Annotated in this window: 17 protein-coding genes; 14 read left to right on the forward strand and 3 right to left on the reverse strand. The window is 64.8% G+C overall.

Annotated elements, in window-relative coordinates; all coding sequences use genetic code 11:
* Positions 1-153: 153 nt before the first annotated feature.
* The 4 genes from rplU (at position 154) to proB (ending at position 3079) form a co-directional block, all read left to right on the forward strand.
* Entirely contained in the window at positions 154-465 is a 312-nt protein-coding gene (gene rplU, locus ACZ47F_RS06825; RefSeq protein WP_464926598.1) for a 50S ribosomal protein L21, read from the forward strand.
* A gap of 12 nt (positions 466-477) precedes the next feature.
* Positions 478-735 carry a 50S ribosomal protein L27 gene (rpmA, locus tag ACZ47F_RS06830; RefSeq protein ID WP_464926518.1) on the forward strand — a complete coding sequence of 86 codons (258 nt, stop codon included), beginning with the start codon at positions 478-480 and terminating at the stop codon, positions 733-735.
* A 150-nt stretch (positions 736-885) separates the two neighbouring features.
* Complete coding sequence (cgtA, locus tag ACZ47F_RS06835; protein ID WP_464926519.1) at positions 886-1950, forward strand: Obg family GTPase CgtA; 1065 nt, start codon at positions 886-888, stop codon at positions 1948-1950.
* The gene (gene proB / locus ACZ47F_RS06840; protein ID WP_464926520.1) at positions 1937-3079 is read left to right on the forward strand and encodes a glutamate 5-kinase; all 1143 of its coding nucleotides are present in this window, start codon (positions 1937-1939) and stop codon (positions 3077-3079) included. The genes cgtA and proB overlap by 14 nt, the downstream gene beginning before the upstream one ends.
* Before the next feature lie 18 nt (positions 3080-3097).
* On the opposite strand, the gene ACZ47F_RS06845 is transcribed toward proB, so the two are convergent.
* Positions 3098-3649 carry a CNP1-like family protein gene (locus ACZ47F_RS06845; protein WP_464926521.1) on the reverse strand — a complete coding sequence of 184 codons (552 nt, stop codon included), beginning with the start codon at positions 3647-3649 and terminating at the stop codon, positions 3098-3100.
* Positions 3646-4236, reverse strand: a complete 591-nt coding sequence (locus ACZ47F_RS06850) for an RNA pyrophosphohydrolase (protein ID WP_464926522.1) — start codon at positions 4234-4236, stop codon at positions 3646-3648. The genes ACZ47F_RS06845 and ACZ47F_RS06850 overlap by 4 nt, the downstream gene beginning before the upstream one ends.
* Positions 4237-4405: 169 nt before the next feature.
* Here ACZ47F_RS06850 and ACZ47F_RS06855 point away from each other — a divergent pair, with 169 nt between their 5' ends.
* Positions 4406-6136, forward strand: a complete 1731-nt coding sequence (locus tag ACZ47F_RS06855) for a proline--tRNA ligase (protein ID WP_464926523.1) — start codon at positions 4406-4408, stop codon at positions 6134-6136.
* A 20-nt stretch (positions 6137-6156) separates the two neighbouring features.
* Positions 6157-6804, forward strand: coding sequence for a lytic transglycosylase domain-containing protein (locus ACZ47F_RS06860; RefSeq protein WP_464926524.1), 648 nt, complete (start codon positions 6157-6159; stop codon positions 6802-6804).
* 94 nt (positions 6805-6898) lie between these two features.
* On the opposite strand, the gene ffh is transcribed toward ACZ47F_RS06860, so the two are convergent.
* A complete protein-coding gene (gene ffh / locus ACZ47F_RS06865; protein WP_464926525.1) occupies positions 6899-8248 on the reverse strand; it encodes a signal recognition particle protein in 1350 nt (449 codons plus the stop codon).
* 114 nt (positions 8249-8362) lie between these two features.
* Between ffh and ACZ47F_RS06870 the strand changes: the two genes are divergently transcribed.
* The 8 genes from ACZ47F_RS06870 (at position 8363) to ACZ47F_RS06905 (ending at position 18637) form a co-directional block, all read left to right on the forward strand.
* Entirely contained in the window at positions 8363-9202 is an 840-nt protein-coding gene (locus ACZ47F_RS06870) for a cytochrome C assembly family protein (protein ID WP_464926526.1), read from the forward strand.
* Entirely contained in the window at positions 9199-9426 is a 228-nt protein-coding gene (locus ACZ47F_RS06875; protein ID WP_464926527.1) for a PP0621 family protein, read from the forward strand. Before ACZ47F_RS06870 ends, ACZ47F_RS06875 begins: the two co-directional genes overlap by 4 nt.
* Positions 9407-11140 (forward strand): sensor histidine kinase, encoded by a 1734-nt coding sequence (locus tag ACZ47F_RS06880; protein ID WP_464926528.1) that lies wholly within the window; start codon positions 9407-9409, stop codon positions 11138-11140. The genes ACZ47F_RS06875 and ACZ47F_RS06880 overlap by 20 nt, the downstream gene beginning before the upstream one ends.
* The gene (locus ACZ47F_RS06885; RefSeq protein ID WP_464926529.1) at positions 11137-12582 is read left to right on the forward strand and encodes a sigma-54-dependent transcriptional regulator; all 1446 of its coding nucleotides are present in this window, start codon (positions 11137-11139) and stop codon (positions 12580-12582) included. The genes ACZ47F_RS06880 and ACZ47F_RS06885 overlap by 4 nt, the downstream gene beginning before the upstream one ends.
* A gap of 17 nt (positions 12583-12599) precedes the next feature.
* A complete protein-coding gene (ampD, locus tag ACZ47F_RS06890; protein ID WP_464926530.1) occupies positions 12600-13172 on the forward strand; it encodes a 1,6-anhydro-N-acetylmuramyl-L-alanine amidase AmpD in 573 nt (190 codons plus the stop codon).
* A 300-nt stretch (positions 13173-13472) separates the two neighbouring features.
* Positions 13473-16406, forward strand: coding sequence for a ribonucleoside-diphosphate reductase subunit alpha (locus ACZ47F_RS06895; RefSeq protein ID WP_464926531.1), 2934 nt, complete (start codon positions 13473-13475; stop codon positions 16404-16406).
* A 153-nt stretch (positions 16407-16559) separates the two neighbouring features.
* Positions 16560-17774: a ribonucleotide-diphosphate reductase subunit beta gene (locus ACZ47F_RS06900; RefSeq protein WP_464926532.1), complete on the forward strand. Its 1215-nt coding sequence runs from the start codon at positions 16560-16562 to the stop codon at positions 17772-17774.
* A 434-nt stretch (positions 17775-18208) separates the two neighbouring features.
* The gene (locus tag ACZ47F_RS06905; protein WP_464926533.1) at positions 18209-18637 is read left to right on the forward strand and encodes a histone; all 429 of its coding nucleotides are present in this window, start codon (positions 18209-18211) and stop codon (positions 18635-18637) included.
* Positions 18638-18639: the final 2 nt, after the last annotated feature.

Raw genomic sequence — 18639 nt, forward strand, 5'->3', positions numbered from 1 at the left:
ACGGGCCAGCCCAGCTTGCTCCCAAGCGTGTGCAGCGTGATGCTAAAATGGATCGCTTTTCCAGGTCTGCTGCAAAAAGGGTTGAACGCTGCGGGCCTGGCCGTCCGTGCGGGAGCCAAGGATTGGCTTTCGCATTATCAAAGAGGTGAACTTATGTATGCGGTCATAAAAACCGGCGGCAAGCAGTACCGAGTTGCCGCGGGCGAAAAAATCAAGGTAGAACAGATGCCGGCAGACGTAGGTCAGGACATTGTGCTTGACGAGGTGCTTGCCGTGGTCAACGGCGATGAAGCCAAGTTCGGCACACCCCTGGTCGACGGTGCGAAGGTGACGGCCAAGGTGCTGTCGCACGGGCGGCATGACAAGGTGCGCATTTTCAAGATGCGTCGCCGCAAGCACTATCAGAAGCATCAGGGGCATCGGCAGAATTACACCGAGCTTCAGATCGAAGCGATCACGGCCTAAGGAGAAACTGACATGGCACAGAAAAAGGGCGGCGGCTCGACCCGCAACGGCCGCGATTCGGAAGCCAAACGACTGGGTGTCAAGATCTACGGCGGTCAAGGCATCTCGGCCGGTGGGATCATCGTGCGTCAGCGTGGCACCAAGTTCCATCCCGGTCACAATGTCGGCATCGGCAAGGATCACACCCTGTTTGCGCTGGTCGACGGTCGGGTGGAATTCGAAGTGAAGGGCGCGTTCAACCGGCAGACGGTTTCGGTCGTCGCCCATTGACCCGCAGAGCGACCGACTGATCCGGCCTTCCTGCGGCCGGATCGGGGTGCAGGCCCCGACACCGCCCCGGCATGGTGATACAAGGCACGCAGCGCGTGTTCATGTCTCGCCAGCCGGGGTTTTTTGTTTGTTCTGCGAAACGAGAGTCGTGTGAAATTTGTCGATGAAGTCGTGATCGAGGTGCATGCCGGCAACGGGGGCAACGGCTGTGTGTCGTTTCGCCGGGAGAAATTCATCCCCTTCGGCGGGCCCAATGGCGGAGACGGGGGGCGTGGCGGGCATGTGATCGCGCGGGCAGATGTCAACCTCAACACTCTGGTCGACTTCCGCTATGCCAAGGTGCACCGTGCGCGCAACGGCGAGCATGGCCGCGGCGCGGACCAATACGGCGCGGGCGGTGCCGACAAGGTGCTGCGTGTGCCGGTGGGGACGTTGATCTTCGATGCCCAGACCAACGAACTGCTTGCAGACCTGGTGCAGGACGGTCAGGAAGTCATCCTCGCGCACGGCGGGCAGGGCGGCCTGGGCAATCTGCATTTCAAGTCCAGCGTCAACCGCGCGCCGCGGCAGTCGACCAAGGGTCAGGAAGGAGAACATCGCAGGCTGCGCCTCGAACTCAAGCTGCTGGCCGACGTCGGCCTGCTCGGCCTGCCCAACGCGGGTAAGAGCACGCTGATTTCCGCCGTATCGAATGCACGGCCAAAAATCGCCGACTACCCCTTTACCACGCTGTATCCCCACCTCGGTGTGGTGCGTCTGGGGCCAGGGCGCAGCTTCGTGATCGCCGATATTCCCGGCCTGATCGAGGGCGCTGCCGAGGGGCAGGGTCTGGGGCACCAATTCCTGCGGCACCTGCAGCGCACCAAGCTGCTGCTGCACATTGTCGATATGGCACCGGTCGACGAGGGCGCCGATCCGGTCAAGGATGTGCGCGCCATTGTTGCCGAGCTGAAAAAGTACGATGCTGCATTGGCGGCCAAGCCGCGTTGGCTGGTCCTCAACAAACTCGACCTGCTGCCCGAAGGCGAGCGCGATGCGGCGGTGATATCACTGCGACGGCGCCTGCGATACAAGGGGCCGGTGTTCCCGATCTCGGCGCTGGCGCGCGAGGGGCTGGACCCGCTGCTGCACGCGATCGCCGACCACCTTGGTCAAAACAAACCGGTTCAGACCGCCGCGCCCGATCCCCGTTTCCGCAACGATGTCAGCAACTGAAATCCAAAGTTCTCCTTCCGTCGTGCAGTCGGCGCGGCGGGTGATCATCAAGGCCGGCTCTAGTCTGGTGACCAATGAGGGCCGGGGTGTCGACCGTGACGCCGTGTCGCGCTGGGCGGGCCAGATCGCCGGGCTGCGCGCTGCAGGCAAGGAAGTCATCCTTGTCTCCAGCGGTGCGATCGCCGAGGGCATGCGCCGGCTGGGGTGGGGCCGGCGTCCGCGCGAAATGCATCAGCTGCAGGCTGCGGCTGCGGTGGGGCAGATGGGGCTGGCGCAGGCTTACGAGACCGCGTTCAGCGCACGCGGCATCGTCGCCGCGCAAATCCTGCTCACCCATGCCGACCTGGCCGATCGCCAGCGCTATCTCAACGCCCGCACCACGCTGCTGACCCTGCTTGAGCAGGGAGTCGTGCCGGTGATTAACGAGAACGATACCGTGGTCACCGACGAGATCAAGTTCGGCGACAACGACACCCTGGGTGCGCTGGTGACCAATCTGGTCGAGGGCGATGTACTCATCATCCTCACCGACCAGGCCGGGCTTTACAGCGCGGACCCGCGCAAGCATGCCGATGCCCGGCTGATTGCACAAGCCAACGCCGAGGATACCGCCCTGCTGACCATGGCCGGCGGTGCCGGCAGCGGTATCGGCACCGGCGGCATGGTCACCAAGGTGACCGCGGCCCGCCGTGCGGCGCGCAGCGGTGCGCACACCGTGATCGCCAGCGGTCGTGAGCCGGATGTGCTACTGCGGCTGGCGCGCGGAGAACGGGTGGGCACGCAGCTCATGGCTGGACGTGCCAAACTCGCGGCGCGCAAACAATGGATGGCCGACCACCTCCAACTGCGTGGCTGGGTGACGGTGGATGACGGCGCGGCGCAGCGGCTGCGCGCACAGGGCGCCAGTCTGCTGCCGATCGGCGTGGTGGATGTGCAGGGCGACTTCGAACGCGGCGACGTGATTGCGGTGCGCGATCGCGCCGGTGTCGAAGTGGCGCGCGGGCTGAGCAACTACGCCGCCTCCGACGCACGGCGCATCATGCGGCATGCATCGGCGGAAATCGAGGCCATCCTGGGATTCAGCGAAGAGCCCGAGCTGGTGCACCGGGACAATATGGTGTTCCTGTAAACGCCGGGCGCCGCGCGCTCAGAACGGAATGGCGCGCAGGCCTTGCTGGATGCGCTGCGCGATTTGCGCAGTGGTCCCGTATACCGCACCGTCTTTGCACAGATCGTCATCGTACAGGGTGGAATGGATGCGCTGTGCGCCATCGGCCGGAATGCGTTGCCACTGGCTGGTGGTCACGGCAGACCAGGTTTTGCTGGCGTCGTTCCACAGCGCGTAGAGCTTCCACTGCCGTCGTGCGCAGTCGATGCCCTCGTAAGTCACATTGCTCGGTCCGCCTGGCACGCGGGCCACGAGGGTGTAGCGCACGACGTTCCCAGGCTGGACCGAGATTGAGGCACGGTCGACATAGAACCGCAGCGCGCTGCCTGCGGTGATGTGCACATGCAGCAACTCTGACGGCGCCGCAGGAAACACGACGGGAGATTCAGTCTCGCGAGTCTTGGTGCCGAACCAACCCTCGTCATCGACCGACTGCGCCCCTGCCGACCGCATTCCAAACGGCGCAGCCAGCAGGGTCACGATTAAGCCCAGCGTGGCCACGCGCAGGCGCGGGCGATCAGTGCGCATCATGCGGGATCCACCGGGTTGGTGACGATCGACAGCGACGGCTCGGTCGGCGTTGCCGTGCCGTCCGCCTGCTGGCGGTGACGCAGATTGGCGCGCAGATAGCGCGTGCGCGGCTCGGGGCGGGGGATGTAGTGCGACAGCTCGGTGAGCGCGAGCTGATAGACCTCGCGCTTGAACTCGATCACGCTGTCGAGCGGCACCCAGTAATCGTTCCAGCGCCAGGCGTCGAATTCGGGGTGGGTGGTGGTGCGCAGGCAGACATCGCAGTCACGTCCGGTCAAGCGCAGCAGATACCAGATCTGCTTCTGGCCTTTGTAGATGCCGCGGCTTTCGCGACGGACATAATGGCTGGGCACGTCGTAACGCAGCCAGTGCCGGGTACGGGCAATGATGCGCACATGGCAGCGATCGAGACCGATTTCTTCGCGCAGCTCGCGGTACATTGCCTGCTCGGGGGTTTCCCCCGGGTTGATGCCACCTTGCGGAAACTGCCAAGAATGCGCCCGCACCCGCTTACCCCAGAACACCTGGTTTTTGGCGTTGAGCAGAATGATGCCCACGTTGGGACGGTAGCCTTCGCGATCCAACATCGCCGATCCTCGATCTTTTAGAATTCTGCTCTGATTATAGGCGGCAGCCCTTGTCCGTGACGGTACTGTGCGATCTCTTGCCCGCGCTGCCGCGCCTTGCAATCCGCGCCCTGTGGCGCGGCGAGCGTGTTCCCATTTCTCCTACCCTGCCGGCCTTGCGCCGACTTGCATGAAGATTTCCCGCTTTTTCATCTCCACCCAGAAAGACGATCCGGCTGACGCCGATGTCCGCAGTCAGGCGCTGATGCTGCGTGCGGGTATGATCAAAAAACATGCCGCCGGGATTTACAGCTACCTGCCGCTGGGCCTGCGCAGCATCCGCAAGGTCGAGGCCATCGTGCGCGAGGAGATGAACCGCGCCGGCGCGATCGAGCTGCTCATGCCCATCGTGCAGCCCGCGGAGCTCTGGCAGGAAACCGGGCGGCTGGACAAGTTCGGCCCGGAACTGCTGCGCATCCGCGACCGGCACGACCGCGAATTCGTCATCCAGCCGACCTCCGAGGAAGTGATCACCGACCTGGTGCGCAGCGAAGTGCGCAGCTGGCGGCAGCTGCCGCTCAACTTCTATCACATCCAGACCAAATTCCGCGACGAGCGCCGGCCGCGCTTCGGCGTGATGCGCGCACGCGAGTTCACCATGAAGGATGCCTATTCCTTCGATCGCGACTTCGAGTCGGCGCAGGCGAGCTATCGCGCGATGTTCGATGCCTATGTGCGCATCTTCCAGCGGTTCGGCTTCGAATTCCGCGCCGTGGCGGCCGACTCGGGCGCAATCGGCGGCTCGCTCAGCCATGAGTTCCATGTGATTGCCGACACCGGCGAGGATGCTATCGCTTACTGCGAGGCGTCGGACTACGCGGCCAATGTCGAAAAGGCCGAGGCGCTGCCGCTGCTCGCCGCGCGTGCCGCGCCCACGCATCCGCTGCAGAAAACCCCCACACCAGGCGCGGCCAAGTGCGAGGACGTGGCCACGCTGCTGGGCATCCCATTGCAGAACACGGTCAAGTCGGTCGTGCTCGCGGTCGATGGCGATCAGCGCGGCGAGCCGGCCAGCCTGGTGCTGCTGCTGGTGCGCGGCGATCACACGGTCAACGAGGTCAAGGTCGGCAAGCTCGCCGGCCTGGCTGCCAGCCGCATGGCGACCGAGGCCGAGATCCTCGCCACGTTCGGCACGCCGCCGGGCTATCTCGGCCCGATCGGTACGCTGCGCCCGGTGCGGGTAATTGCCGATCGCACCGTGGCGAACATGAGCGATTTCGTCGTCGGCGCCAACGCGGTCGATTTCCACTACACCGGCGTCAACTGGGGACGCGACCTGCCCGAGCCGGAAGTGGCCGACATTCGCAATGTGCAGGCTGGCGACCCCAGCCCGGATGGCAAGGGTGTGCTGTCCATCTGCCGGGGCATTGAGGTCGGTCATGTGTTCTACCTCGGCACCAAATATTCCGCGGCGATGGGTGCCACCTTCCTCGACGACAAGGGTAAGACGCAGACTCTGGAGATGGGGTGCTACGGCATCGGCATCACCCGCATCCTTGGCGCCTGCATCGAGCAGAACCATGACGCCAAGGGCATGATCTGGCCCGATGCGATCGCGCCGTTCACCGCAGTGATCTGCCCCATCGGTTACGACCGTAGCGAGGCGGTGCGCTCGGCTGCCGATGCGCTGTACGCCGAGCTGATCGAGGCCGGCGTGGATGTGGCGCTAGACGATCGCGGCGAGCGTCCCGGCGTGATGCTGGGCGACTGGGAGCTGATCGGCGTGCCGCATCGGGTGGTGATTTCTGATCGCGGACTGGCCGCGGGCACGGTGGAATACCAGCATCGTCGCGATGCCGAACCCACCGTCTGGCCGCTGAGCGAGGCGCGCGCGCGGCTGCAGTCCCGCCTGCGGCATTGAACCGACAGGGGAGCAGCCGCATGCGGGGGGTGTCACGTCGCCGCTGGTTGTTGCGGGTGGCGGGTGCGGGCGCGGCTGTCGGCGTAGGATGGGCGCTGCCCGTGGCTTCGGCGTGGGCTGGAGCCCAGCGGGAAGAGCAGCTCAGCGATGCGGTACGCACTGCGCTGGCAGCGCAGATCGCCGAGGCCCCGCCGCCGCAGCCGCATTTCCGCGACATGATGCACCAGGCGCAATACCGGGTCTGGCTGCTGCTCGAATCGCTGTGGCTGCAGCACCGCATGCCTGACAAGATCGCGCGAGAAGCCTTCCTGCAGACGCTGTGGTACGAATCGCACCGCGCTGGGCTTGAGCCGGCGCTGATCCTGGGGTTGATCCAGGTCGAAAGCGGTTTTCGCAAGTACGCCATTTCACCCGCGGGAGCGATGGGCTATATGCAGGTCATGCCGTTCTGGACCCGGCAGATCGGCAACGGCGACATCACCAGCCTGTTCCACATGCAGGTCAACCTGCGCTATGGCTGTGTGATCCTGCGGCACTATCTCGACATCGAGAACGGCAATCTGTTCTATGCCCTAGGGCGCTACAACGGCTCGCGTGGCCGCGCGGCCTATCCCGATGCAGTGCTGGCTGCGCGCAGACGCTGGGTGGTGGCTGGCGGCTCGGGCTGAACCGGTGGGAGTCTGCCGGCTCAGGGCTACACTGAACAAGTCCCCTGCGCGCTGCGCATCCGGGCTGCGGGTGCACAAATGGCGTTCACAGGCCCTAGCGCGGCATCAGCCCGCCCATGCGCTGCATCATCTTGAACATCTTGCCGCCCTTCATTTTTTTCATCATGTCGCGCATCTGCTCGTATTGCTTGAGCAGGCGGTTGACTTCCTGCACCTGCACCCCGGCGCCGGCTGCGATGCGGCGCTTGCGCGTGGCCTTGATCAGCTCGGGCTTGTGACGCTCTTGCGGCGTCATGCTGTGGATGATGCCCTGCATGCGGCGCATGTCGCGCTCGGCCCGCGCCATGTCGGCTTGGCCGGCCTTGGCCTGCATCTCGGCGGGCAGCTTGTCGAGCATCCCCTGCAGCCCGCCCATCTTGTTCATCTGCTGCAGCTGCATCAGAAAGTCGTTGAGGTCGAACTGCGCGCCGGACTTCACCTTAGCGGCGAGTTGTTGCGCGGCGTCCAGATCGACCTGGCGCTGTGCCTGCTCGACCAGCGCCAGGATGTCGCCCATGCCGAGGATGCGGTCGGCCATGCGGCGCGGGTCGAAGGGTTCCAGGCCGTCGATCTTTTCCGACACCCCGGCGAACTTGATCGGCGCGCCGGTGACCTGACGCACCGACAGCGCCGCACCGCCTCTGGCGTCGCCGTCGAGCTTGGTCAGCACGATGCCGGTCAGCGGCAGCGCGTCATGGAATGCGCGCGCGGTGTTGATCGCATCCTGACCCTGCATCGCATCGACCACGAACAGGGTTTCGATGGGCTTGAGCGCGGCATGCAGCTCGCGGATTTCGCGCATCATCGCCTCGTCCACCGACAGCCGCCCAGCGGTATCGACCAGCAGCACATCGAAGTGGTGGCTGCGGGCGAACTCAACGGCACGCCGGGCGATGTCCAGCGGTTTGTCCTGCGGCGACGATAGAAAGAACTCCGCCCCGGCCTGCGCGGTGACCGTTTGCAACTGGGCGATCGCCGCAGGGCGGTAGACGTCGCACGACACGGTCAGCACCTTTTTTTTCTGCCGCTCGGTCAGCAGGCGCGCGAGCTTGGCGGTGGTGGTGGTCTTGCCCGCGCCCTGCAGGCCGGCCATCAGCACGATGGCCGGCGGCTGGGTGGCGAGGTTGAGCGGCACGGCGTCGCCGCCCATCAGATCGGCTAGCTCGCGCTGCACCACGCCCACCAGCGCCTGGCCCGGGGTGAGCGAGCCGACCACTTCCTGGCCGAGTGCCTTGTCCTTCACCCGCGCGGTGAACTCGCGCACCACGGGCAGTGCCACGTCGGCCTCGAGCAGGGCCAGCCGCACTTCGCGCAGCATGTCCTGGATGTTCGACTCGGTGATGCGCGCCTCTCCCTTGAGGGTTTTGACCACGCGGGACAGGCGCTGGGTGAGATTGCTGAGCATGGGGTGGGATGTGATGTGCGGGCGCAATGCAGGCGGGCAAAACCGCCGGCGACCAGCCCGGCCTTGCGGCGGGCGACGCCTCTTGACCGCAAGGGGCTCGGTTAAACTCGGACTATGTCGATTTTAGTGAATGGCCTTGCGTTCGTGCTGTATGTGCTGGCTGCCTTGCTGTCGCGGCCAAGTCCGGTTTTGACGCTCGGGCGCGCCGAAAGCGCAGCGACCGCCGCAACGCGCCGCTTCGAGCAATGGTCCACCGGGGTGATGGCGCTGGCCTGGGCGGCGCAGACCGTGACCTTCGTTCTGGTGCTGCGTGGCGAGCTGCAACCACATTTCGGCTTCGCCCAGGCGCTGTCGGTGACCTTTTGGCTGGTGGCCGCGGTCTATTGGGTGGAGAGTCTGTATTACCCGTTGCAGACCCTGCGCAGCTGGATTTGCCTGCTGGCGGCGATTTCCATTCTGCTGACCTGGGTCTTTCCCGGGGGATTTACGCCGCCCTACGGCGCTGGGCCGACATTTGCGTTGCACTGGGCCATGGGCATCGCGGCCTACGGTCTGTTCGGCACGGCCGCGCTGCACGGCATTCTGTTGTGGACAGCCGAGTATTCCCTGCACCGGCGCAAGGCGGCGGTGGCTGGCGTGTCGCGCAGCCTGCCGCTGCTCACGCTGGAAAAGCTCACCTACCGCCTGGCGGCGGTGGGCTTCGTGCTACTGACGGCCTCGCTGATCTTCGCCGCCACTTTCAGCGAGGAGCTGTTCGGCAAGCCGTTCGAGTTCAATCACCAGACCGTGTTCGGCATTGCCGCCTGGGTGATGTTTGCGGTGCTCATGTTCGGCAGGGCGTTCCTCGGCTGGCGTGGCACGCGGGCATTGACCTGGCTGTTTTCGGGCACGGTGCTGCTGTTGCTGACCTATGTCGGCTCGCGCTTTGTGCTGCAGGTGATTCTGCACCGATGAAATACCTCGTCCTGTTCGTCGTGGTCATCGTCGGGCTGATGCTGATCAAAAAACAACAGCAAGGTACCCGGATGCCGCCGCCTGGATCGCCGCGCAAGCCACCCCAGGTTCCCGAGGCGATGCTGCCGTGTGCGCACTGTGGCGTGCATCTGCCGGCCAGCCGCTGCGTCTGGTGCGACGGCAAGCCGTATTGCAGCGAAGAGCATGCCCGTCTCGGGTCATAAGCCGGCCTCGGCGCTCGCCGCAGACAGCGCGTTTGCACAATCGCTGTTCGCGCCGCACGCCTCGCCCCCCGGCACGGCGCTGGTACCGTCTTCGCGGCTTGGCCGCGAACGGCTGCGCACCTTCCGCGTGCTGGCCGCAGCGCGGCTGCTCATGGCCGTGATGCTGCTGGGTTGGCTGGTGCTGCTGCCCATGCTGCAAGCGGCCTCGGTCGCAGGACATCCACCTGGAATGCGGCTGGGCTATTGGATCGCCGGCGCCTATGTGGTGCAGACCGCCCTGAGCCTGTGGTGGAGTTTCTGGCGCAGCGACGGTCTGGCCTGGCAGGTGTTGATCGCCATCGCGGTCGATCTGCTGGTGTTCACCCTGCTGCAGTTCACCGCGGGCTACCCGGCGCGGGAGTTTTCGCTGATCTACGCGTTGCCGGTGCTCGCCGCGGGGGTTTATGGCACTTTGTCGCTGACCCTGTTCGTTGCGGCGCTGGTGACACTGACCCTGCTCGGCGGCGCCATGCCGGGGCTGCTCGTCGGTGCGGCCGAGGCCGATCAGCGGCTACTCAACGCGGCGTTTGTCGGGGCGGCTTATTTTGCGGTGGCGGTGCTGACCTGGCAGCTGTCGCAGCGGCTGGCGCGTCAGGAAGCGCGGGCCAGCGCCAGCGAGTCGATTGCGCGGCGACAGATGGCGCTGAACCAACGGGTGATCGAGGCGCAACACGACGGGGTGATGGTGGTTGACCGGAAGATGGTGCTCGAAGCGGTCAATCCAGCGGCGCAACAACTGCTCGACTTGCCCTGGGGCGATGCGGTGACCGCACGTTGGCTCGGCGGGCGCAGGGCGCTGGGCGATCTGCCGGTGGCGGCCGTGGTGCAGCAGGCGATCGAGCGCATGGCCATCGACGGCGAGGAAGAAACGCAGGTACAGGCCCGCACGCCCTCCGGCCGCCGGCTGTTGCTGCGGTTGACCAGGCTGGACAACCTGCCCGGGGGCGTTGCCTACCTCATCGTGCTGCAGGATCTGCGTGAGATCGATGCGCGCATCCAGCAGGAAAAGCTCGCAGCGATGGGCAGGCTGGTAGCCAGCGTGGCGCACGAAATCCGCAATCCGCTGGGCGCGATCGGCCAAGCTAATCAGCTGGCCCGGGAGTTCGCCGCAGACCCGGCGCAGCGCGAGCGCCTGCACCACCTGATCGCACAGAATGTCGAGCGCATCAATCGCACGGTCGAGGATGTGCTCGAGCTCGGCCGCACCGCGCCGCGCGAGATCGCTCGGTTCGCATGCGCGCCGCTGCTGCGTGAGCTGCATGCCGAGTTCGACATACCCGGTGCCGGCCGCATCGACCTGCTCATTCAGGACGAGGCGGCGCAGATCCGTTTTGATGCGCTGCACCTGCGCCGCGTGCTGGTCAACCTGCTGAGCAATGCCCGCCGCTATGCCAGCAACCAGCCGCACGCGATCGAAATCCGCCAGCTCGGCGCCCCGCACGTGATCGAGATCCAAGTGGCCAACGATGGCCCGCTGATCGACGCCGAAGTGCGCGCGCAACTGTTCGAGCCGTTTCGCACCACGAGCAACCGTGGCGTGGGGCTGGGCCTGTATATTTCCCACGAACTGTGTCAGCGCAACGGCGCGCGGCTGCTTTATCGTATCGAGCGCGAAGGTACGCCGCAGGCGCGCGGCGCCTTTGTCATCCAGATCGCATCCGGTCACCAGGCATGAACCCAGCAGACCTGCGCATTCTCATCGTCGACGACGAGCCGGATCTGCGCGAGCTCTACACCCTGAGCCTGGTGCATGAGGGCTGGCAGATCGATGTGGCCGACAGCGTGGCGCAGGCGCGCGAACACCTGGAGCGCCGGCGCTACACACTGATGCTCACCGACATGCGTCTGCCCGACGGCGAAGGCCTCGATCTGCTGCGCTGGCTGGAAAATCAGCCCGACCGCCATGAGAAGTCCATTGTCATCACCGCCTTTGGCAGCGCTGGCAACGCCGTGGCCGCACTCAAGGCCGGCGCCTTCGACTATCTGACCAAGCCGGTGGATCTGGCCGCACTGCGCCGCACGGTGCATGCGGCCATCGCCACCGCGCGGCAGGAGGCGCAGCCGCCCCGCAGCAGCGCGTTGCTGCGCATGGTGGGCGAGACGCCGGTGATGCGCACTCTCAAGCAGACGCTGCAGCGCGTGGCACGCAGCATGGCGCCGGTGCTGATTTGCGGCGAATCGGGTACCGGCAAGGAGCTTGCGGCGCGCGCGGTGCACGAGTGCAGCGCCCGTGCTGCCGGGCCCTTCGTGCCGGTGAACTGCAGCGCCATTCCCGAGCAACTGCTCGAAGCCGAGTTCTTTGGCTACCGCAAGGGGGCGTTCACCGGGGCCGCCAGCGATCACGCCGGTTTTTTTGCCGCGGCGCAGGGCGGCACGCTGTTTCTCGACGAAATCGGCGAATTGCCGCTGGCAATGCAGGCCAAGCTGCTGCGCGTCGTGCAGGAGCGGCGCGTGCGTCCGGTGGGCGAGACCGCAGAAATCGCAGTCGATGTACGGCTGGTCAGCGCCACGCACCGCAATCTGGAGCAGATGGTGGCGCAAGGGCAGTTCCGGCAGGACCTGTTCTACCGCCTCAACGTCATCGCCGTGACCCTGCCGCCGCTGCGCGAACGGTTGGACGACCTGCCGCTGCTGGTCGAGGCACTGCTGGCCAACATTCGCCGCGACAATGCTCGCCCGGGGCTGCGGCTGAGCCCGCTGGCGCTGCAGCACCTGCAGCAGCACCGCTTCCACGGCAATGTGCGCGAACTCGACAACCTGCTGCACCGTGCGGCGGCGCTGTCGACGCACGATCTGATCGGCCCGGAAGACATCGCCTTGCCCGGCGCGTCGCCGCAGACCGTTGCCGCGACACCGCTGACATCGCCAATCCCGCTGCAACCGCCGGCTGCGGCGCATCTGCATCAGGCTGCGGCGCCGATCCCGCTGCCTGCCGACCTCGGCGCCTATCTCGATCAGGTCGAGCGCAGCATCCTGTGCGAGGCGCTGCGCCGCACCCGCTTCAACCGCACCGCAGCAGCGCAGATGCTGGGGCTGAACCTGCGGCAGATTCGCTACCGCATGGAGCGTCTGGACATCCGCGAGCCGGGCGATGGCTCAGACGAGCTGGGCCGATGAGATCCGGCAGGTCAGCCATGATGCAGGTGGTCGATACCGGTTGGCTGCCATATGCTCGCCACATCCCGTCGCCCAACGCGGATGACCGGCCGCCAGGCATGCGCATCGATCTGTTGGTGATTCACTGCATCGCGCTGCCGCCGCGCCAGTACGGCGGTGACGCGATCGAGCGTCTGTTCTGCAACCGCCTCGATCCCGCGCAGCACCCGGCATTCGCTGCTCTGGCGGGACTGAAGGTCTCCGCGCATTTCGTGGTGCATCGCGACGGAGGGCTGACCCAGTTTGTCTCGTGCGAGCGACGTGCCTGGCATGCCGGGGTGTCGCAGTTTTTCGGCCGCACGCGCTGCAACGACTTCAGCATCGGCATTGAACTCGAAGGCAGCGACGACACGCCGTTCGAGCCGGCGCAGTACGACACCCTGATCGCGCTCGGATCCGAGCTGCTGGTGCGCTATCCCCTGCGTGCGGTGGTGGGGCACAGCGACATCGCCCCGGGCCGCAAGACCGACCCGGGTTCCGGCTTCGAGTGGAAAGCGCTGCGCAACGGCCTGGCGCTGCCGGCCAAGGCCTTTCCTTTCCAGCAGTTCTGATCACCGCGCAGCCTGCGGCTGTGCATGACTCTGTGCACAAGCTGTGGGTGGGCTGTCGATTTGTGAGGCGCTATAAATAGTGGTTGAAATTCGATTTGACCCTAGATATAGTGTCTTGCCGGTCCACCACTCCCCGGACTGACGACAGCGGTGCAAACACTTCGCGCTTGCCCGAACCCCATCGCCAGGGGATGCGGCCGACCGGCCCGATCAACCCGTGCCGTTGCGCAGCACAGCGCGTCTTGCGTCTGGATACCACCAGACCAGACGGTCTGTGCGGTACGTCCCAAGGAGTTCCCGATGTCTCTGACCCCCACTGCCGCGTTCCCATCCGCCCACCCCGCTTCGCCGTCCTCGCCCCGCGGTGTGGACATACCGCAGCAATCCGCACTGGGCGACTTTTCCGACTACAAGATCATTCGTCGCAACGGGGCCGTGGTCGGTTTCGAGCCGGGCAAGATCGCCGTGGCCATGACCAAGGCGTTTCTCGCAGTGCAGGGCGGGCAGGGTGCGGCCTCGGCGAGCATGCGCGAGACCGTGCAGGCACTGACCGAAAGCGTGGTGCGTGCGCTGCTGCGCAGCCGTCCCAGCGGCGGCACCTTTCATATCGAGGACGTCCAGGATCAGGTCGAGCTCGCCCTGATGCGCGCCGGCCAGCACGAGGTGGCGCGTGCCTATGTGCTGTACCGCGAGCGCCGCGCGCAGGAACGTGCCAAGCAGAAAGCCCAGGGCGCGCAGCAGGCCGCAGCACCCACCCTACACGTGCTCGACGGCCAGGACCGCAAGCCGCTCGACAAGGCGGCGCTGGTGCACCTGATCGATTCGGCCTGCGACGGCCTGAGCGCGGAGGTCAAGGCCGAGCCCATCGTTTCGGAAACCCTGCGCAATCTATACGACGGCGTGCCGATGCTCGAGGTCTACAAGGCGGCCATCCTGGCCGCGCGTACCCTGATCGAGCGCGACCCGGACTACTCCAAGGTCACCGCACGCCTGCTGCTGCACACCATGCGTCGCGAAACCCTGGGCGAGGAGGTCACACAGCACGACATGGAACAGCGCTATGCCGAGTATTTCCCGCAATGCATCAAGGAGGGCATCGCGCTCGAACTGCTCGACGAGCGTCTGGCGCAATTCGATCTGGCGCGGTTGGGCGCAGCGCTTAAGGCCCAGCGCGATCTGCAGTTCGACTATCTCGGCCTGCAGACCCTGTACGACCGCTACTTCCTTGTCAACCGCGCCGACACGCGGGTCAACAAAGACGGCCGCCGCATTGAGCTGCCGCAGGCCTTCTTCATGCGCGTGGCCATGGGGCTGGCGCTGAACGAAATCGACCGAGAGGCGCGCGCGATCGAGTTCTACGAGCTGCTGTCGAGTTTCGACTTCATGAGCAGCACGCCGACGCTGTTTAACTCCGGTACCCGGCGGTCGCAGCTGTCGAGCTGCTATCTCACCACCGTCGCCGACGATCTCGACGGCATTTACGAAGCGATCAAGGAAAACGCGCTGCTGTCGAAATTCGCTGGCGGGCTTGGCAACGACTGGACGCGGGTGCGCGCGCTTGGCAGCCACATCAAAGGCACCAACGGCAAGAGCCAGGGCGTGGTGCCGTTCCTCAAGGTGGTCAACGACACCGCGGTCGCGGTCAACCAGGGCGGTAAGCGCAAAGGTGCGGTCTGCGCTTACCTCGAGACCTGGCACCTCGACATCGAGGAGTTCCTCGAGCTACGCAAGAACACTGGTGACGACCGTCGGCGTACGCACGACATGAACACGGCGAACTGGATCCCCGACCTGTTCATGAAGCGCGTCATCGAAGGCGGCGACTGGACGCTGTTCTCGCCGTCGGACGTGCCGGATCTGCACGACAAATTCGGCCGCGCCTTCGAGGAGGCCTACCTGCGCTACGAGCAAAAAGCGCGCGATGGCGAGATCAAGCTGCACAAGATCGTTCCCGCGGTGCAGCTGTGGCGCAAGATGCTGACCATGCTGTTCGAAACCGGGCACCCCTGGATCACGTTCAAGGACGCCTGCAATGTGCGCAGCCCGCAGCAGCATGTCGGCGTCGTGCACTCGAGCAATCTCTGCACCGAAATCACGCTCAACACCAGCGACAGCGAAATTGCGGTCTGCAACCTCGGCTCGGTCAACCTTGCCGCGCATCTGGCCGACGGGCCCGACGGTACGAAGGTCATCGACCAGGCCAAGCTCCGGCGCACCGTGCGCACGGCGATGCGCATGCTCGACAACGTCATCGACATCAACTACTACGCCGTCGCCAAGGCGCGCAACGCCAACCTGCGGCATCGCCCGGTAGGTCTGGGCATCATGGGCTTTCAGGACTGCCTGTATCAACTGCGCATTCCGTATGCCTCGCCGCAGGCGGTCGAGTTCGCCGACCGTTCGATGGAGGCGGTGTGCTATGAGGCCTATTGGGCATCGAGCGAGCTGGCGCGTGAGCGCGGGCGCTACAGCAGCTACAGCGGCTCGCTGTGGGATCGCGGCATCCTGCCGCTCGACAGCCTGAAGCTACTCGCCGAGCAGCGCGGCGGCTACGTCGAGGCCGACACCTCGAGCACCCTCGACTGGGACGCGCTGCGCGAGCACATCCGGCAGCACGGCATGCGCAATTCCAACTGCGTGGCAATTGCGCCCACGGCCACAATCTCCAATATCGTTGGCGTCGACGCCAGCATCGAGCCCACCTTCCAGAACCTGTATGTCAAGTCCAATCTGTCGGGTGAGTTCACGGTCATCAACCAGTACCTGGTGCGCGACCTCAAGGCCCGTGGACTGTGGGATGCGGTGATGGTGGCCGATCTCAAGTATTTCGACGGCAGCACGCAGCGCATCGACCGCATCCCGGCCGATCTGAAAGCACTGTATGCCACGGCGTTCGAGATCGATGCCAGATGGATCGTCGAAGCTGCAGCGCGCCGTCAGAAGTGGATCGATCAGGCGCAGTCGCTCAATATCTACATGGCCAACGCCTCGGGCAAGCTGCTCGACGACACCTACAAGCTGGCCTGGATGAGCGGTCTGAAGACCACTTATTACCTACGCACCATCGGGGCCACGCATGCCGAGAAGTCCACGGTCAAGGCTGGCCAGCTCAACGCGGTGCCGCAAGCGCCGAGCGCGCCGGTATCGGCTGTCGCATCGGCGCAGGTCGTGGCGCAGTCCGGAGACATTCGCTTCTGTGCCATCGACAACCCGGAATGCGAAGCCTGTCAGTGAACCCGCGCGGCATTACGGTGCATCGCTGCGACACCATGCCCATGCGGCCTGCGATGCGCCAGCACAACATGCGCATCACAAACCGCGCATCCCCATTGCAATCGTATTGAGCGCTTGCTTTGAACACTTGATAATCTGAAAGAGGTCACGAACATGCTTACCTGGGACGATCCACAACCGAACTCTGCAAGCTCCGCGCAAGCCGCGCTGGCAGGGCGTTCTTTCCCCTTGATGAGCGATACGGCCACAGCGCACCGCGCGGCGCAGGCCGCTGTCTCTGCACCGGCGATGACTGCAGGTCTTCATCCAGACCCTTACAGCCAGCGTGCCGCGTCCAACGCCCGCGTTCGCGCCGAGGACAAGCGCATCATCAACTGCCGGGCCGATGTCAACCAGCTCGTGCCGTTCAAGTACAAGTGGGCCTGGGACAAGTACCTGGCCTCCTGCGCCAATCACTGGATGCCGCAGGAAATCAACATGTCGCGCGACATCGCGATGTGGAAGGACCCCCATGGCCTCACCGATGACGAACGTCTGATCATCAAGCGCAACCTCGGCTTTTTCACCACTGCCGATTCGCTTGCAGCCAACAACATCGTGCTGGGCACCTATCGTCACATCACCAATCCCGAGTGCCGCCAGTATCTGCTGCGTCAGGCATTCGAAGAAGCAATCCACACCCATGCCTATCAGTACATCGTCGAGAGCATCGGGCTGGACGAGGGCGAGATCTTCAACTCCTATCACGAGATTCCGTCGATCCGCGACAAGGACGAGTTTCTCATCCCCTTCATCGACACCCTCACCAACCCGGCATTCCGCACCTCGGCGTTCGGTGGCACAGAACGTCACGACCAGGAGCTGCTGCGTTCGATCATCGTGTTCTCCTGCCTGATGGAAGGACTGTTCTTCTATGTCGGCTTCACCCAGATCCTGTCGATGGGCCGGCAGAACAAGATGACCGGTGCGGCCGAGCAGTACCAGTACATCCTGCGCGACGAGTCCATGCACTGCAACTTTGGCATCGATCTGGTCAACCAGATCAAGCTGGAGAACCCGCACCTTTGGACGCCCGAGTTCAAGCGCGAAATCACCGATTTGTTCCATCAGGCCATCGACCTCGAATATCGCTATGCCGAGGACACCATGCCGCGCGGCGTGCTGGGGCTCAACGCCTCGATGTTCAAGGGTTATCTGCGCTTCATCGCCAACCGCCGTGCGGTGCAGATCGGGCTCGATCCCATCTTTCCTCACGAAGAAAACCCCTTCCCCTGGATGAGCGAGATGATCGACCTGAAGAAGGAACGCAACTTCTTCGAAACCCGGGTGATCGAGTATCAGTCGGGTGGCGCGCTGTCCTGGGAATGATGCCTGCCTGACTTGCGAGCACGCACAATACTGTGACCATCCATCGCGCCCATTCCACCCAGACACGACCGGCTGCGCAGGGCCGGTGGGTGGAGTCGTCCGCGCTGTTTTGCGCAGCACATGGCCTGAAGGCATCATTGCAGATGCCCGGCTCCTTGTTCCGTTCTTCCAGGCGCGCCCACTGTCGTCTCGGCTCGTGCGAGGCCGCGGGCTCGAGCGTGGGGCGCCGTTTCGCATTCCTTCCCGCCGGGCCCCTGTGGCCGCGGGAGGCGAATCCCCTGCACGGATCCGCGCTGAACCGATTGCAGGTGGTGCCGGCTGAACGCCGTGCCGATGTCCCGTACAGGAAACCGCCGGGAGGCGGGGCCGTGAGGCGCTCGGACGCGATTTGGCGACCGGCTCAATTTCATAAGACTTGATCAAGGAGAATCACCATGGCAACTGCGAAAAAAGCTGCGGCGACGAAAAAGGCCGCGGCCACTGTGAAAAAAGCGGCACCGGCCAAGAAGGCAGCACCCGCCAAAAAAGCGGCGCCGGCGAAGAAGGCTACTGCAACGAAAAAGGCGGCTGCGGTCAAGAAGGTCGCAGTGAAGAAGGTTGCTGCGGCGAAGAAAGCCGCGCCTGCAAAGAAGGCAGCACCGGCGAAGAAGGCGGTTGCAGCTAAAAAAGCGGCACCAGCCAAGAAAGCCGCGCCGGCAAAGAAGGCTGCGGCGAAGAAGGCGGTTGCCACGAAGCAGGCCGCGCCAGCGAAGAAAGCGGCTGCGACCAAGAAAGCCGCGGCTGCGCCGGCCAAAAAAGCCGCGCCGGCACAAACCAAACTCAACCCGCAGTCACCCTGGCCGTTTCCGACCAGCAAGCCCTGAGG

The organism is Thiomonas islandica (assembly GCF_055383445.1).

What these genes read in the sequence shown, in the direction of transcription:
- rplU (WP_464926598.1), top strand. Translation starts at nt 154, where the DNA reads ATGTATGCGGTCATAAAAACCGGCGGCAAGCAGTACCGAGTTGCCGCG.
- rpmA (WP_464926518.1), top strand. Translation starts at nt 478, where the DNA reads ATGGCACAGAAAAAGGGCGGCGGCTCGACCCGCAACGGCCGCGATTCG.
- proB (WP_464926520.1), top strand. Translation starts at nt 1,937, where the DNA reads ATGTCAGCAACTGAAATCCAAAGTTCTCCTTCCGTCGTGCAGTCGGCG.
- ACZ47F_RS06845 (WP_464926521.1), bottom strand. Translation starts at nt 3,649, where the DNA reads ATGATGCGCACTGATCGCCCGCGCCTGCGCGTGGCCACGCTGGGCTTA.
- ACZ47F_RS06850 (WP_464926522.1), bottom strand. Translation starts at nt 4,236, where the DNA reads ATGTTGGATCGCGAAGGCTACCGTCCCAACGTGGGCATCATTCTGCTC.
- ACZ47F_RS06855 (WP_464926523.1), top strand. Translation starts at nt 4,406, where the DNA reads ATGAAGATTTCCCGCTTTTTCATCTCCACCCAGAAAGACGATCCGGCT.
- ACZ47F_RS06860 (WP_464926524.1), top strand. Translation starts at nt 6,157, where the DNA reads ATGCGGGGGGTGTCACGTCGCCGCTGGTTGTTGCGGGTGGCGGGTGCG.
- ffh (WP_464926525.1), bottom strand. Translation starts at nt 8,248, where the DNA reads ATGCTCAGCAATCTCACCCAGCGCCTGTCCCGCGTGGTCAAAACCCTC.
- ACZ47F_RS06870 (WP_464926526.1), top strand. Translation starts at nt 8,363, where the DNA reads ATGTCGATTTTAGTGAATGGCCTTGCGTTCGTGCTGTATGTGCTGGCT.
- ACZ47F_RS06875 (WP_464926527.1), top strand. Translation starts at nt 9,199, where the DNA reads ATGAAATACCTCGTCCTGTTCGTCGTGGTCATCGTCGGGCTGATGCTG.
- ACZ47F_RS06880 (WP_464926528.1), top strand. Translation starts at nt 9,407, where the DNA reads ATGCCCGTCTCGGGTCATAAGCCGGCCTCGGCGCTCGCCGCAGACAGC.
- ACZ47F_RS06885 (WP_464926529.1), top strand. Translation starts at nt 11,137, where the DNA reads ATGAACCCAGCAGACCTGCGCATTCTCATCGTCGACGACGAGCCGGAT.
- ampD (WP_464926530.1), top strand. Translation starts at nt 12,600, where the DNA reads ATGATGCAGGTGGTCGATACCGGTTGGCTGCCATATGCTCGCCACATC.
- ACZ47F_RS06895 (WP_464926531.1), top strand. Translation starts at nt 13,473, where the DNA reads ATGTCTCTGACCCCCACTGCCGCGTTCCCATCCGCCCACCCCGCTTCG.
- ACZ47F_RS06900 (WP_464926532.1), top strand. Translation starts at nt 16,560, where the DNA reads ATGCTTACCTGGGACGATCCACAACCGAACTCTGCAAGCTCCGCGCAA.
- ACZ47F_RS06905 (WP_464926533.1), top strand. Translation starts at nt 18,209, where the DNA reads ATGGCAACTGCGAAAAAAGCTGCGGCGACGAAAAAGGCCGCGGCCACT.